This window comes from Erwinia rhapontici (assembly GCF_012271765.1).
Taxonomy (GTDB): Bacteria; Pseudomonadota; Gammaproteobacteria; order Enterobacterales; family Enterobacteriaceae; genus Erwinia; species Erwinia rhapontici.
The window spans coordinates 410,679-425,544 of the sequence record NZ_VRKO01000010.1 but is presented as its reverse complement, the minus strand read 5'-3'; the positions used below and the strand labels follow the sequence as shown (position 1 = coordinate 425,544).

Genomic DNA, 14,866 nt, shown 5'->3' with positions numbered 1-14,866 from the left:
TGCCGATTCCTTGTACCCTAAATTAATGAAAGGGGTAGCCTGATGTCCGTTTTTTTACAGCTGAATGGAATATCAAAAATATTTGGCGGGGTTCATGCCCTGTCGAACGTCAATCTCACGCTAGAAAAAGGCGAGGTGCACTGCCTGTGCGGGCAGAATGGCTGCGGTAAATCCACACTCATTAAAATCATGTCCGGGGTGCATCAACCTGAACCCGGCGGGCACATTACCATTGCCGGGGATCGCATCAGTCACCTGACGCCGGTAGAAAGCACCCGCCTTGGCGTTCAGGTGATTTATCAGGATCTGTCACTGTTTCCCAACCTGACCGTGGCCGAGAACATTGCCATTGGTCTGCACGCGGGGGGCCTGCGCCAGGTGAACTGGAAACAGGTTCATCAGCTCGCCCGCGATGCCATGCAGCGCATCGGCGTTTCGCTGCCACTCGGCGACAAAGTGGCCGATATTTCTATCGCGCAACGCCAGCTGGTCGCTATCTGCCGGGCAATGGCTGCCGATGCGCGGCTGGTGATTATGGATGAACCCACCTCCTCGCTGACGCGTCACGAAGTGGATGCCCTGCTGAAGCTGACACTGCAACTGAAAGAACGCGGTATCACCATCGTTTTCGTCAGTCACCGTCTGGATGAAGTGCTGGAAATTGCCGACCGGGTTACCGTGATGCGCGATGGCAAAATGCTCGGCACTTATGATGCCAGAGAGATGTCCGACCGCAAGCTGGCCACCCTGATGACCGGTAAAGAGTTCAGCTACCAGTGTGCTGCCAAAGATCGCCCGGAAACCGACACCGTGCTGGAGGTTCGCGGGCTGTCTCGCAAAGATGAATATCACGACATTACCCTTGATGTCCGCCGGGGCGAAATCCTTGGTCTGACCGGGTTACTCGGCTCCGGGCGCACTGAGCTGGCGCTGTCGCTGTTTGGCCTCACCCGCCCTGAACAGGGTGAGATTATCGTGAATGGTGAAGTCGCAGTAATGCGATCCAACAGGGATGCCATTCAACGCGGCATCGCTTATCTGTCAGAAGATCGCCTGGCACTCGGGCTGGTGTTGGAACAGTCCATCAGCACCAATATCACCCTGTCGGTGATTGAAAAACTGGTCAACAAAATCGGTTTTATTCGTGATGATCTCTATGCAGACACCGTGCGTCACGGCATCGACGCCCTGACCATCAAAGCAGGCAATCCTGAGAACAAAGTGAAAACGCTGTCCGGCGGCAACCAGCAGCGCGTGGTGCTCGCCAAATGGCTGGCGACGAACCCCAGCCTGCTAATACTCGACAGCCCGACCGTCGGCGTGGACATCCACGCCAAAGACGGAATTTACGCCGTAATCAGAAACCTTGCCGCACAGGGCATTGCCATCATCATGATTTCGGATGAAATCCCGGAAATTTACTATCACAGCGATCGCGTGCTGGTAATGCGTGCCGGGCGGCTTAACGGCGAATATATTCCAGGTCGCTGCTCGGAAGAAGAATTGAAGGAGGCGGTCAATGCGTGATTTTTTCCAGCGTTTCATCCACACCCACGAGTGCCGGTTGCTGATTGTTATCACGCTGATGGTGATCTTCCTCACCCTGTTCACCCCGGAGTTTGCCTCGCTGCAAAACCTGGTGGATGTCCTTGGGGCAACATCATTTATCGGTATCCTCGCCGTCGGCCTGCTGGTGGTGATCATCACGGGAGGCATTGATATCTCCTTTGCGGCCACGGCCTCGATTACTCAGTTTGCCGCACTGACGGTGGCCAACCACTACGGCATCGGCTGGGTGGGGGTTTTCGCCATCGCTGTCGGGCTCGGGGTCGCACTTGGGCTGATTAACGGCCTGCTGGTGAATTCGCTCAGAACCTCGGCGCTGATTATCACCATCGCCACGCTGAACGTGTTCTTTGGCATTTTACTGACCGTCACCGGCGGTGCTGACATCTTTGCCCTGCCGGACTGGTTTACGGCGGGCTTTGAATTTGTTTTTCATACCGATGCTGACGGCATTCCTTACGCCGTGAACTTCCAGATTATCGCCATGTTCCTGGCCTTCCTGCTGACCTGGCTGCTGCTTAACCGCAGCAATGTAGGCCGTCAAATCTACGCCATGGGCGGCAATCCTGATGCGGCGCAGCGCGTGGGGTTTAACGTTTACCGATTGAATATGCTGGTATACGGCTATATGGGGGCGCTGGCAGGCATTGCGTCACTGGTGCAGGCGCAACTGGTGCAATCCGTATCGCCTACCGCGCTGGTCGGACGCGAACTGGATGTGGTGGCGGCCGTGGTCATTGGCGGTGCCAGTCTGACCGGCGGTTCCGGTACGGTGCTGGGTACCGTACTCGGGCTGGCGCTGATCGCGATTCTGCAAAATGGGCTGATCCTGCTCGGCGTGTCGTCGTACTGGTCGCTGTTCAGTACCGGTCTGGTGATCATCACCGCGATGATCATGATGGCGAGAGAAACGCGCAAACGTCACAAGCAGGCAGAACCCGGAGTGGCATCATGAAAAATCATAACAACAGCCTGTTAGATAACCTGCATCACCGCGTAGGGGCCACCAATGCCCGCCTGCTGGTGATGCTGGCCCTGATGGTCATCGGCCTTGGCCTGCTGGAAGGCAACAAACTGTTTGGCATCGCCGGGCTGCAGTCGATGGGCTTTCAGCTCCCCGAGCTGGGATTCCTGGCGCTGGCCATGATGATCCCGATGCTGTCTGGCGGTATCGACCTGTCGATTATCGCCACGGCTAACCTGTGCGCCCTGACGGTGGCCTATATGCTGGCCGCTCTGATCCCTGAAACTCAGGGTGTGGCCTGGGGCATGGTCCAGTTTGCGGCGATCGGTGCCGGGCTGGTGGTCGCCGCGCTGGTAGGCTTGCTCAACGGCATACTGGTGGCGTACGTGCGAGTGCCACCGATGCTGGCCACCCTCGGCACCATGACCGCGGCGAAAGGGCTGGCGATTGGTATCAGCCATGGCAATGTGATCTCCGGTTTCCCTGAGCCGATTGTCTTTATCGGTAATGGCACGCTGCTCGGCATTCCCGTGGCGCTGCTTATTTTTGCCGCCGTCATCGTCCCGTTAAGCATCTTCGTCAATAAAACCCCGCTGGGTAATGCTATTGCGATGATAGGTTCCAACGAGCGGGCAGCACAGTATTCCGGCATCAATACACGACGCAGTCTGGTCTGGGTCTACCTGATCGCTTCCCTGTTAGCCGGTGTCGCAGGGATCATCATGATGGCACGCTTCGATTCGGCTAATGCGGCCTATGGTGAAAGCTACCTGCTGGTGGCGATCCTCGCAGTGGTGCTGGGTGGCGTAGATCCCTTAGGGGGATTTGGCAGAGTGAGCGGCGTGATCCTGTCGCTGCTGATCCTGCAACTGATGTCGACGGCATCCATCCTGCTCGATCTCAGCCAGTTTATTACGCTGGCGCTGTGGGGGGCGATCCTGCTGCTGGCCTCCGGCGGTCTGGTGCTGAAAGAGTGGATGTCTGAACGCGCGAAAGCGAAGACGGCGACACGGGCTTATAAGGTCTGACGACCCCTCATGGACGTACAGATGACCCACATTGATCGTCACCCGATCAATGTGGGAAATCATTACATTAGCCCCACTCTATGGGTCATGATATGTTTACGCGTTAACACACTGAGTAAGGAAATAAGGTGTCTCATGGTCAACTCTGCCGATGATGCAAGTTCGATTGGCCCCCGGTTACGCATGATGGTGTCGCTGCTGACCCCGCTGGAAACGAAACTGGTCAACGCGGTGCTCTCAAACGACTTTCATGAACGGGTTGCCCTGAAAGACGTGGCCAGCCAGTGCGACATGTCTGAAGCCATGGTGGTCAAAACAGCAAAAAAACTGGGCTTCAGTGGCTTCAGAGAGTTGCGCAGTAAAGCGGCGGAATATAATCGCCTGCCGATCACCGAAATGCATCAGGAAGTCTCCCCGACGGATACGGCAGCGGAAATTGTCACCAAGGTGTTTCGCACTTCGGCGCAGGCGCTGGAAGAAACCCTGGCGATCCTCGATATGAAAGCCTTTGAACGTGCTGCCGAACTGCTGGCGAAAGCGCAACAGCGTGATTTTTATGGCTTCGGAGGGTCAGCACAAATCGCCCGCGATGCGGTGCATAAATTTCTGCGTATTGGTGCGCGCGCCACCGCCTGGGATGATCCCCATATGATGCTGATGTCAGCCTCATTACTGGGTAAAAATGATGTGGTGCTGGCGATTTCGCATTCCGGCCAGACCAAAGATATTCTCGAAGCCGTTAAAGCCGCACAGGCCAACCAGGTGCCGGTGATCGCTATTACTAATTATTCCGGCTCGCCGCTGGCCAATCTGGCCGATACGGTATTGTGCTCCACGGCACGGGGGTCTCCACTCACCGGTGAAAACGCCGCCGCACGCGTCGCCCAGCTCAACATTCTGGATGCCCTGTTCGTGGTGGTGGCGCAAAGTGATTATGCTCATGCCGAGCAACAGCTCAACCGCACGATGATGTCTGTCGCCCACAAAAGAAAATAATCCGGCCGCTAGCCGGACTTATTCTGTTTGGGGCAGATCCTCATCCGGCGTCACAATGCGCACCAGATGAATAATCAGATACAGCAGCTCATCGTTGGTTAATGACACCTGCAACAGGTTAAACACATATTCGCCAATCAGCTGACTGGCGCGATAGTGATCGGGATATTCAGCCTTGACCTGGGTGAAAATAAAATCGTCTTTATTGGCGATCTGCCGCCCCTCCACCATCCGTTGAATAAAAAATTGCAGGTGGGTCAGGAAGCGCTGGTAGTTCAGGGAGTCCCGGTTGATCTCCACGCGAAAGTGATACTTGATGATATTGAAAATATCTTTCAGCATCTTCACCGACAGCAGCGTGGTTTCCATGTTTTGCACATCGGTTTGCCCGTTAACCAGATGGAAGGCAATATTCCCGGCCTCCTCTTCCGGCAGGTCAATATTCAACTGCTGGTTAAGCTGCCGCACCGCCTGTTGCGCCACGGCAAATTCACGCGGATAAAAACGTTTTACCTCAAACAGCAGCCGGTTCTGGATGGCAATCCCTTTTGTAAAACGCTCAACAGCAAAGCTGATATGGTCCACCAGCGTAAAAAACAGCTGCTCACTCAGCCGGCTGTTTAACTGGGCGCTGGCACGATCGAGCAGCTCCTGCACCAGCGGCAGCAAAGACTCCGGCGCGTTTTCAATCACCCGCAGATAGTCGCGGCGGGTCTGGCTTCCCTGCACGATAAAGATCTTCTCAATCTGTGACGCATCCAGCGTATCACCCACCTTACTGTTAAAGCCGATGCCCTTCCCCATCACGATGACTTCGTCATGGTCAGCGGTGCTGGAGAGCACCAGACTGTTATTCAGCACCTTTGCTACGGTCATTTTATCCATCGTGCTGCCATCCGGCCCCTGTGCTGCTGATTGTGCGCTCTGTTTTACCGGGTCGCGCCGTTGCTGGCAATCACCCGCTGATACCAGCCGAAGCTGGCCTTGCGGATACGCCGTAGATCTTTCACGTCATGCTCGCCGCGATCCACATATATAAAGCCGTAGCGTTTACCATAGCCCTGATGCGTACTGACCACATCGATGGCTGACCACGGGCAATACCCCATCAGCGACACGCCATCCGCTATCGCCAGCTGCATTTGCGCGATGTGCTGACGCAAAAAATCGATACGATAATCATCGGCAATGATATCGCCTTCCTCCAGCACATCCGGCGCGCCCATCCCGTTTTCTGTGATCAGAATCGGCAAATGATAGCGTTCCCAGGTTTTACGCAACGTCAGACGCAGCCCGACCGGATCAACCACCCAGCCATACGGTGTTTTCTCCACCCAGGGATTTTCGGCTGCCCGATAGACACCCGGTTCGCCCAGCATGATTTGCTGGTCACCGGCACGTGCGCTGATATCCGACGCATCACCCTGACTGGCGGCGATGGTGGCGGTCGAGTAGTAGTTAATCGCAATAAAATCCGGTTTACCCTGGCGTAAAATCTCAGCATCCCCGGCGGCCATCTGTGGGGCAAGACCGCGATCCTGCAGATAACGCCAGGCCAGCGCGTTATAGCGCCCGTGCACCGCCACATCAAGAAAACTCCAGCAGCGCAGGGTTTCCCAGTTATGCGCGGCGATAGCATCTTCCGGGCGGCATGTGGCCTGATACATTGACGTGGTATTGATCGCCGGGCCAATTTTGCTGTCGGGCAACATCTGATGACACAGCGCCATCACCTGTGCCTGGGCCAGCATCATATGATGATTTTGCTGCCAGAGGGACGCTGGCGACGGCAGCTCACCACCGGGTGGCAGGCCAATGGCACCCGGATGCAGGATCATGGTGTTCTGTTCGTTGATAGTCAGCCAGTGTTTCACTTTGCCGCCAAAATGGCTGAACAGCGTACGCGCATACTCAACAAATGCCGCTATCGTTGCGCGGTTCTCCCACCCGCCCTGTTCCTCCAGGCACCAGGGCAGGTCAAAGTGATAAAGCGTGGCAATCGGCTCAATGCCGTGACGGTTCAGTTCATCAATCAGTCGCTCATAGAACGCCAGCCCCGGCGCATTCACCTCACCGACGCCGCCGGGAATGATGCGCGTCCAGGCGATGGAGAAGCGATAGGCTTTCAGTCCGAGCTCGGCGAAAAGCTGTACATCTTCGATGCAGCGATGATAGTGGTCGCTGGCAACGGTAAAATCTGCCGTCTCCTGCGGGTGCTGGCACATATCGATAATCGACGGGCTTTTGCCGTCTTCATTCCATGCACCTTCTACCTGATAGGCAGAGGTGGATGCCCCCCACAAGAAGCCGTCCGGGAAAGGCTGGGATTGTTGATAAATCATGATACGCTCGCTTGTTGTTTTGGGGTCAGGGCCAGCAACGCTGAGCCGCCATTGACCTGGTCTGTAGCCAGATTCTGCACGATCTGATAGCCATCACTGTTGACCACCAGCACCGGGGTAATCAGTTCATATCCCGCGGCGGTAATGGCTGCGCAATCAAAGGTCACCAGCACATCCCCCGTCTGCACACGGTCGCCCACCTGTAATGAGGAGGTGAAAAATGTGCCGTTCAGATTGACGGTATCGATTCCGACGTGGATCAACACCTCTGCGCCACTGTCCGACAAAATTCCCACGGCATGCTTCGACGGCAGAAAGGTCACGACCACCCCATTAACCGGCGAGAGCAGTTCACCGCGATCCGGCACAATGGCCACGCCCTGGCCTAACAGGCCCTGAGAAAAAACGTCGTCCGGTACTGCCGACAGCGGCAGCACGCGCCCGCTCAGAGGACTGTGCAGGGTTTCACTCACCTGAGTTGATGGCGAGACGCCTGCTGCCTGCACCGGCACAGGTTCGGCAGTCGCTTCATCCGCGGCTTTGGGATCATCAAAACCCAGTATCCAGGTCAGCGCAAAGGCGACGACCACCGCGATCAGGCAGGTCACCAGCGCATGCACAATATTCATCGGGTTTTCACCAATAAACGCTGGCAACGCCGCCAGGCCCGGTGAGACGAAGGCGTAGCGCACCAGCCCACTTAACCCGGCATAGATTCCGGCACAGCCGCCGCCGATCATCGCGGCAATCAGCGGGCGTTTTAACTTCAGCGTCACCCCGTATAACGACGGTTCAGTAATCCCCAGCAGCGCGGTAAAACCGGAGGACGATGCCAGCTGTTTCAGATCTTTATTTTTGGTTTTCAGTGCAACACAGAGCGTCGCCGCCCCCTGGGCAATATTGGAGGCCAGCATACCGGGGCCGTTAATCGTCTCAAATCCCTGGCGGGTCAGCTGCATGGTGGCAATCGGTGTCATCGCCCAGGCAGTGCCGGTGATCACCAGGAAGGGTTGCAGCCCGCCCATCAGCATTGGAATCAGCCAGCTGGCCTTGCCGTTAATCGCCGCCGCGCCGCTCGCCACCAGGTCATTGAGTAAAATCCCAAACGGCCCTATCGCCACCAGCGCCAGCGGTGCCGTCACCAGCAGCACAATCATCGGTTTGATAAAGAAGGTGATCATCGACGGCGACACGCGTTCAGCAAAGCGTTCCACCCACGACATGATCCACACGGTAAAGATGATAGGCAGCACGGAGCCGGCATAATCGGCCAGACGAACGTCGATCCCGATAAAGGTGATCTCCCCGCCTTTCGCCAGCATTTGCGCCAGGTTGGGGTGCAGCATCGCCCCGGCAATCGTCATGGCAAGGATGGGGTTGCAGGAAAACTTAATCGCCGCACCGTAGGCCAGCAGCACTGGCAGGAAGAAGAAGGCGGCATCAGCAATGGTATCCAGTAGCTGATAGGTGGTGCTGCTGACGCTGATCAGCCCGCACAGTTTCAGAATCGCCAGCAGGGCTTTGATCATCCCGGCACCGGTGATTGCCGGGATAACCGGGGTGAACGTGGTGGAAATCACGCTGATAATCTGGCTGAAAATTCCGCCTTTTGCCGCCGCAGGTTTGCCGCCTGGCGCGGCATTGCCAATAGCATCCAGCATCGTACGGTAGGTCTGCTGCACCTGGTTTCCCACAACAATCTGGAACTGGCCGCCGCTTTCCACCACGCCGATCACACCCGGAAGTTTTTCAATTTCCGTCTCCTGTACCCGGCTGCGGTCGCTGAACTCAAGACGCAGACGTGTCGCACAGTGAGTGAGCCTGCTGATGTTATTTTTGCCGCCGCTGAGAGCTAAAATCTCATGGCCGAGTTTTTTATAATCCACGGTATTCCCTCAAAAAAAACCAAAAAAAAAGACCAAAATAAAAATGCGCCTCAATAAAGAGGTCATGCATTTTTATTTTGGTCTTGCCTGCTTTACCAGTGACATGCCGCAATAAAAAATGGGGGCAACCTGTAAAGCCGTTGCGCCGCGATTATCATCATTTCCGGCATTAACTGGCAATGACTCCCATAACAAAATGGGATCTGGCTCGCATGTTTTAGCGAATAAACGTCGAGGTACGCCTCTGTTCCGGCAACCAGCTGACCTCAGGGGACGACCGAAAAAAAGGTCGTCCCCTGAGTGAGCCCCACAAAAATGAATGGCTGGCAGTCTGGCTTCAGGTTCGGGGCCAGTTTGAGCACGCCGGATCGGCAAAAGACGCATCCCTGCGGGCCTCGGCACGCGGCGTCCCTGCCGCGTGACGTCCGGCTTACCTCAAACTGGCCCCATCCCCGCAGAACCGTTGCTCGCAGTGGGTTTTAAAACTGCCACGACATAACTGACTCTGCTGATTAATTTGGGTTTTTGACCTGGGTTTGGATTTTGACGTTGAGGCGGCATTCAGCAGCGCTGAGGAAGCGCAGTGAACCAGGACGAACCGCCAGGACGGCGGTGAGAGGGAGAGCCGGCACAGGGATGTGCCGTCACGACCGGTACGTCGGTGAACGGCGCTTGCGAAGGTATCCACGCAGTGGACGCAGCGCCTGCCGCAAGCCCGGATTCCAAAGGGCGGGGCGACTGCCGCCCTTTGGTCGCTCAGCCCGCGCAGCGGGAAAGCGAAACGCCCTTGACGTTGACCTTAACGTTGACCTTGACGTTGACCTTGACGTTGACCTTAACGTTGACCGTCGTGCAGACCATCACCCCGGGTCAGGGGAAGTCCCTCCCGTGCTACTCCAGCGGCACGAATTTCAGCTCACTCAGCGGCTGCACTTTCTCTTCACGCACCATTTTGTATTCGGTGTCCGGCCCCAGCCAGCGGTTCCAGATGCGGTCAATTTCACCACCCTGCTCCATCGCCCTCAATCCGGCATTCACTTTGGTCAGCAGCGCCTCATCGCCTTTTTTCATCCCAACGGCGACCGGTTCCAGCGCCATCGGCTCTTTGATCATCGCCAGCTTGATATTGTCAGCCGCAGCGCGGTTCACCAGTTGAGTGGCGGTCATACCGTTGGTGACAAAACCCACGGATTTATTCTGTTGCAGTGCTAAGTAGGCCGATGCGGTATCCTGGAACGTCACCGGCTTAGCCTGCGCCATGCGAATGGATTGTTCTGAGGTGGAACCTTTCGTTGAACTCAGGCGCTTGCCTTTGAAGTCTGCCGGGGTTTTATCGGCATTGGGGCTTTTCACCACCAGCACCTCTTTCGCAATGTAGTACGGATCGCTGAACTGGATCTGCGCAGCACGGCTTTTGGTGTAAGCGAGGTTGGCGATCAGCACATCCACGCGCCCGGTCGTCAGCACCGCGATACGGGCTTCGACGGAAACCGGCATCAGGTTCACCTTGACTCCCAGTTGACCCGCCAGCGCCTGGCACAGGTCAACATCCATCCCCACCAGCTGACGGGTTTTCGGATCCGGTGAGGAGAACGGCGGGACATCAGCGTAAACGCCACAGTTAAGCTGACCACGGCTGGCAATATCAGACAGCGTATCAGCCTGCGCAGACAGGGTGGCACTCAGCAGTAAGGGCAGGCAGATCGCCCACGACAGCGGAAGTTTCTTATTCATCATCGACAGACTCCGTTAATGTGCAGGTGAGATCAGTGCTGACGCAGATCGGTCAGGAAACGCTGGGCGCGCTCATGTGCGGGCCGGGTAAAAAAGTCTTCAGGTCGGGCTTTTTCGAGGATCTTTCCTTCATCCATAAACCAGACCGTGTCCGCCACTTCGCGGGCAAAATTCATTTCGTGTGTCACACACATCATGGTCATGCCATCCCGTGCCAGACCGCGCATCACGTTCAGCACTTCCCCGACCATTTCCGGGTCAAGCGCCGATGTCGGTTCATCAAACAGCATCACCGGGGGCTTCATTGCCAGCGCCCGGGCAATCGCCACGCGCTGTTGTTGCCCACCGGAGAGCTGAGCGGGCCAGGCATTGGCTTTGTGTGCAAGACCCACGCGGTCGAGTAAAGCCAGCGCCTGTTGCTTCGCTTCACTGCGCTTCATCCCCAGCACTTTCACGGGTGAAAGCATCACGTTGTCGACCACCGACAGATGCGGGAACAGGTTAAAACTCTGGAACACAAAGCCAATGCGCGCCCGCAGCTTGTTCTGCTGCATGCCGCTGCCGTGAATATCATGACCATCGAACACGATCTGCCCCTCCTGGATCGGCTCCAGGCGGTTGACGGTGCGGATCAGGGTAGATTTGCCAGAACCGGACGGGCCACACACCACCACCACCTCACCGCTGTTCACTTCCGCGTTGAGATCGGCCAGAGCGTGATACGCGCCATACCACTTATTAACCTGATTAAACCGGATAATCGGATGCATGCCTTACTCCTCAATAACGGGTTTGGTCACCAGCAACGTGCCGGACTGTGAAGAGGCCACTGGATGGCTGCGATTACGTTTCTGCGCAATGCGCCGCTCCAGCCAGTTCGCCAGCCACGTCAGACTGAAACAGATGATGTAATAGCTCAGTGCCACAATGGCAAACACCTGGAAAGGTTTAGTCAGCAGCTGGTTGTTGACCTGGTTGGCCGCAAAGGTCAGCTCAGGAACGTTGATCACATAGCCCAGCGTGCTGTCTTTAATAATCGAGACCAGCTGGCTGACCAGGCTTGGTAACATGTTGTAGAGCGCCTGCGGCAGGATCACCAGACGGAAGGTGCGGGTGTAGCTCATGCCCAGCGCACGTGATGCCTCGTACTGCCCCGGCGGCAGTGCCTGGATACCGGCACGGACGATCTCCGCGATATAGGCACTTTCATAGATCACCAGGGTGATCAGCATGGTGCCGAAGCCGCTCAGGGTGTGCCCCAGTAACAGCGGCAGACAAAAGTAGGTCCAGAACACCACCATCAGCAGCGGGATGCCGCGCAGCACGTACACCCAGGCAGTCGCTGGCCAGCGCAGCCAGCGGTAAGGTGAAACACGTGCCACGCTCAGCAGTACGCCGAGCGGCAGCGCAAACACAATCGCCAGTACTGACACCAGTAAGGTACAGAGCACCCCGCCCAGCGGGCCGTTCGGATACTGCCCCATCAGGAACAACATGCCGTTCTGCTGTAAAATCGTCAGCATTTCCGTCATCAGACGTTACCTCGCATAGACACGTTGGAAACGTTGCGCCAGCAGCGCACCCGCGCCCATCAACAACAGAGAGAAGAACAGGTAACAGAGCGTCGACACCAGGTATGCTTCAAAGGTACGGAAGGTGTAGTTTTCGATTTCCCGCGTCACGTAGGTCAGGTCTGCCACGCCAATCACCATCGCCAGACTGGTATTTTTAAACAGCAGCACCGTGTGGTTAATCAGCGCAGGCAACGCATTACGAATGCCCTGCGGCAGAATGATCAGATGCATCGACTGCATATATCCCATGCCGAGGGCGCGGGCGGCTTCCGTCTGCCCCTCCGGCGTGGCACGCAGGCCGCTGCGGATGTCCTCGGAAAAATACGCCGCCTGGCACAGCCCCAGCGCCACCAGTGAGAAGACAAATTCGGCGTTGAAATCATTCAGCCACATCTGCACCGATTCCGGCAGCAGCGTGGGAATGGCGAAATACCACATCATCAGCTGGATCAGCGTGGGCACATTGCGGTGATACGAGACATAAGCGGCCACCAGCCACTGCAATACGCGCAGGTTACTGAGGCGGATCACCACCAGCAGCATCGCCAGTACCATCGCCAGCAGCCAGGAACCCAGCGCCAGTTGCAGCGTCAGCAGCATGCCGTCGATGATCATCTGCCCGTACTGGCCATGCAGAATGACGCTAAAATCAAGTGAACCGTTCATTGTCGCTTGCCCTCAGTTAATCGGCTTGTCAGCGGATGGCATCACCAGGACGCATGGTTGACAACCCACCCGGCACCTGAAGCGTCGGCGTGATCTCGATATGACCGATATTCACCGCCACCGGGGCGGCCAGCGCGAAGGCAACGGTATCGGCGATATCTTTGGCCTGCGGCAGTTCGAAGCCGTCGATAAACTGACGGCGCGCCCCCTCTTTATCACCGGACACGTTACCGAAGATATCGGTCGCCACCCGGCCAGGACAGATTTCGGTGATACGCACACGTTTGCCATAACAGTCGACGCGCAGCTGACGCGAGAGCGCATGCACACCTGCTTTCGTGGCGTGGTAAATCGAGTTGCCACCGAAGTTGTAGATCGCCGCAATCGACGTAATGTTGATCACATGCCCGCAGTCGCGCTCCATCATGCCCGGCACCAGCAGGCGGCAGAGATGCAGCACGGCACGCAGATTCACATCCACCTGGGTGTCAACATGCTGCTCTTCGGCACTAAGAATGGAGCCAGGATGTGAAACACCGGCGTTGTTGACCAGAATATCGATCGGCAGGTCGCGGCAGACTTCGGTCAGTGCGTTAACATCTGCAACATCCACTACGTGGGGAATACAACCGGTCCGGGCAGCCAGGCGATCCAGCTCATCACTGCGGCGTGCCAGCGCATGCACCACAATGCCCTCTTTGCACAGGCGCTCGACGATGGCTTCCCCCATGCCGGCGGATGCGCCGGTGACCAGGGCCGTTTTGTAATCTGAAAAAGGCATAATGCACTCCTGTTATTCTTCTGGTGTTTTGACTCTATCCCCCTGGGCTTACCAGGGGGTAAGAGGTTAAGCCTTTGTGGCAATAAGCCACTCTTATAACCGGGCTTAACGGGCTTTTTGTTGTGACAGCGATCTGATTTCTCCGCCATTTGCCTGGATATCCCGGCGCAGACGCGCAATCAGTGCCAGCGCCCCCGGCGTGTCACCGTGCAATAAAATGGAGGACACATTCATCGGCAGCCGCGTGCCGTCGATGGCGGTGATGGACCCGGTGGTCAGCAGGTCAATCACCCGGCGGCTTACCTCTTCAACATCATGAATAACGGCCCCCGGCGCCCCCCGCGGCACCAGCAGGCCATTGGCCTGAAAAGCCCGGTCGGCAAGGAAGGTGCAGGCGACATGCAGCCCCAGCGCCCGTGCGCAGCGTTCAACGGCATTGCCCGGCGTGGTGCTGATAATCAGTGCGGGATCAAAAGCCTGCACCGCCTGTAACAGCGGCCGTGCCAGCGCCTCCTCTTCTGCCGCCATATTGCCCAGTGCGCCGTGAAAGCTCATGTGCGTCAGCGGATAGTCGGCGGCACGGGCAAAGCCGGATAATGCCCCCAGTTGATAGGTGACATCGTGCGCAAGCCGCGCCGGGTCGATCTGCATCCGGCGGCGACCAAACCCCTGTAAATCCGGGAAACCAACGTGGGCACCCAGGTCAACACCGTGCTGTTTCGCCAGCGCGACGCTGCAAGCCATAATGGTGGCGTCGCCCGCATGAAATCCGCAGGCCACGTTCGCCGAGCTGATCAGTGCCATCAGTCCGGCATCATCCCCGAGGGTGTAGTCGCCAAAGCCTTCGCCGAGATCGGCGTTAAGATCGATGCTGCGCATGGCTCTGTTCCTCTGTCTGTGGTTTTTCCTGCGGCAGCAATTGCATCAGCGCCTGGGCGTACTCCACTGCCTGACCTTGTGTCGCCTCAATGCTAGTCAGGATGCCGTCCTGCGGCGCACGGACCGGCAGGCAAAGCGGCCCGGCCTGAACCAGCGCCAGCAGGCAGCCTGCTTCCACCGGCCCGGAAACGGGGCCGACGTTTTTACCGCTCAACGGGTCCTGTAACCAGAGGCGGCCCGGCATCGGTGCCGTGACGGCAACCGGCATGACGGGCACCGCTATGGCAGCAACCGGTTCGGGGGCAGCGACGGGCCGCTGACTTCCCGGCTGACAGGTCATGCGAATGGCATAGTCCGCGCTGTTAATTTGCAGGCTGGTCAGGCCGCTACGCTGCATCTGATTGACCAGGCCCTGTAACTCTCGAAATGCTAACATTCGTTCTCCTTTTA

General features: G+C 57.1%; 14 protein-coding genes. 4 read left to right on the top strand and 10 right to left on the bottom strand.

What is annotated here, in order from left to right; all coding sequences use genetic code 11:
• Positions 1–42: 42 nt before the first annotated feature.
• From FVB43_RS07205 to FVB43_RS07190, 4 genes are all read left to right on the top strand, one after another.
• A complete protein-coding gene (locus FVB43_RS07205; protein ID WP_159336360.1) occupies positions 43–1,527 on the top strand; it encodes a sugar ABC transporter ATP-binding protein in 1,485 nt (494 codons plus the stop codon).
• Entirely contained in the window at positions 1,520–2,521 is a 1,002-nt protein-coding gene (locus FVB43_RS07200) for an ABC transporter permease (RefSeq protein ID WP_167863670.1), read from the top strand. The genes FVB43_RS07205 and FVB43_RS07200 overlap by 8 nt, the downstream gene beginning before the upstream one ends.
• On the top strand, positions 2,518–3,558 hold the full coding sequence (locus FVB43_RS07195) for an ABC transporter permease (protein ID WP_159336358.1): 1,041 nt from the start codon (positions 2,518–2,520) through the stop codon (positions 3,556–3,558). Before FVB43_RS07200 ends, FVB43_RS07195 begins: the two co-directional genes overlap by 4 nt.
• Before the next feature lie 135 nt (positions 3,559–3,693).
• A complete protein-coding gene (locus FVB43_RS07190) occupies positions 3,694–4,554 on the top strand; it encodes a MurR/RpiR family transcriptional regulator (RefSeq protein ID WP_133841593.1) in 861 nt (286 codons plus the stop codon).
• A gap of 18 nt (positions 4,555–4,572) precedes the next feature.
• Here the strand turns inward: FVB43_RS07190 and licT are convergent, their stop codons facing one another.
• From licT to FVB43_RS07140, 10 genes are all read right to left on the bottom strand, one after another.
• Positions 4,573–5,430: a BglG family transcription antiterminator LicT gene (gene licT, locus FVB43_RS07185; RefSeq protein WP_133842119.1), complete on the bottom strand. Its 858-nt coding sequence runs from the start codon at positions 5,428–5,430 to the stop codon at positions 4,573–4,575.
• 53 nt (positions 5,431–5,483) lie between these two features.
• A complete protein-coding gene (locus FVB43_RS07180) occupies positions 5,484–6,896 on the bottom strand; it encodes a glycoside hydrolase family 1 protein (RefSeq protein WP_167863669.1) in 1,413 nt (470 codons plus the stop codon).
• Positions 6,893–8,782: a beta-glucoside-specific PTS transporter subunit IIABC gene (locus FVB43_RS07175; protein WP_167863668.1), complete on the bottom strand. Its 1,890-nt coding sequence runs from the start codon at positions 8,780–8,782 to the stop codon at positions 6,893–6,895. The genes FVB43_RS07180 and FVB43_RS07175 overlap by 4 nt, the downstream gene beginning before the upstream one ends.
• An 891-nt stretch (positions 8,783–9,673) precedes the next feature.
• Positions 9,674–10,516, bottom strand: coding sequence for an ABC transporter substrate-binding protein (locus FVB43_RS07170; protein WP_422718020.1), 843 nt, complete (start codon positions 10,514–10,516; stop codon positions 9,674–9,676).
• A gap of 32 nt (positions 10,517–10,548) precedes the next feature.
• Positions 10,549–11,286, bottom strand: a complete 738-nt coding sequence (locus tag FVB43_RS07165) for an amino acid ABC transporter ATP-binding protein (RefSeq protein ID WP_133841589.1) — start codon at positions 11,284–11,286, stop codon at positions 10,549–10,551.
• Between the two features lie 3 nt (positions 11,287–11,289).
• The gene (locus FVB43_RS07160; protein WP_133841588.1) at positions 11,290–12,048 is read right to left on the bottom strand and encodes an amino acid ABC transporter permease; all 759 of its coding nucleotides are present in this window, start codon (positions 12,046–12,048) and stop codon (positions 11,290–11,292) included.
• A gap of 6 nt (positions 12,049–12,054) precedes the next feature.
• Complete coding sequence (locus FVB43_RS07155) at positions 12,055–12,756, bottom strand: amino acid ABC transporter permease (protein ID WP_133841587.1); 702 nt, start codon at positions 12,754–12,756, stop codon at positions 12,055–12,057.
• Between the two features lie 28 nt (positions 12,757–12,784).
• On the bottom strand, positions 12,785–13,537 hold the full coding sequence (locus FVB43_RS07150; protein WP_167863666.1) for an SDR family oxidoreductase: 753 nt from the start codon (positions 13,535–13,537) through the stop codon (positions 12,785–12,787).
• Positions 13,538–13,642: 105 nt separating this feature from the next.
• Entirely contained in the window at positions 13,643–14,416 is a 774-nt protein-coding gene (locus tag FVB43_RS07145; protein ID WP_167863665.1) for a LamB/YcsF family protein, read from the bottom strand.
• Complete coding sequence (locus FVB43_RS07140; protein ID WP_167863664.1) at positions 14,397–14,852, bottom strand: acetyl-CoA carboxylase biotin carboxyl carrier protein; 456 nt, start codon at positions 14,850–14,852, stop codon at positions 14,397–14,399. The genes FVB43_RS07145 and FVB43_RS07140 overlap by 20 nt, the downstream gene beginning before the upstream one ends.
• Positions 14,853–14,866: the final 14 nt, after the last annotated feature.